This window comes from Calderihabitans maritimus, assembly GCF_002207765.1.
Lineage (GTDB): Bacteria > Bacillota > KKC1 > Calderihabitantales > Calderihabitantaceae > Calderihabitans > Calderihabitans maritimus.
The window spans coordinates 1-548 of record NZ_BDGJ01000182.1; the positions used below are offsets into that span (position 1 = coordinate 1).

Here is a 548-nt window from a genome sequence, read left to right on the forward strand (position 1 = left end):
GGTATATACCCGCCAACGCGGCGGCCAGCAATCCGGTCGCAGGACTGCCAAGTTTGTTTCCCAGACCGTATACTATAAGCACGGTAACTGTTCCCAGTACGGCCTGCACCAGCCGTATCACAAAAATTCTTTCTTCCCCCGTTCCCGTCAGCCGGTAGATAAGGGACAAAAACAAGGGATAACCGGGGGTGACGAAGGCTTTGGCTCCTTCATTTCCAAATCCCTTCCCGGCCAAAAGCTGCCGGGCCAACCCGTCGTATGTTCTCCCGTCATAATCTTTCAAAGGCAGAAATTCACCGTTTTGGACAAAATACAACCGTACCAAAAGAGAAAGAAGCAGTATAATGACCAACAAGGCCACATGATAAGTTTTCACATAGGCTCACCCTTATGATGTTTGGTATTAAGTGGTGGCTCCATTGTTCCCGCTCGCTCCGGAAATCTGCGCAGGCCAAACTAGGGCTCGACCTCGGCCTCCGGCGGGCTCCCCGGCAAATTCGCCATCCTTGGCTCAGGTTGCCGGCCTCGCGCCTCCTGCGCTCGGGCCC

At 54.2% G+C, this 548-nt stretch carries 1 protein-coding gene; it reads right to left on the minus strand.

What is annotated here, in order from left to right; all coding sequences use genetic code 11:
* Positions 1-376, minus strand: a 376-nt coding sequence (locus KKC1_RS13500) for a glycosyltransferase family 39 protein (protein ID WP_143288761.1), incomplete at its 3' end; no start/stop codon positions are given.
* Positions 377-548 lie beyond the last annotated feature (172 nt).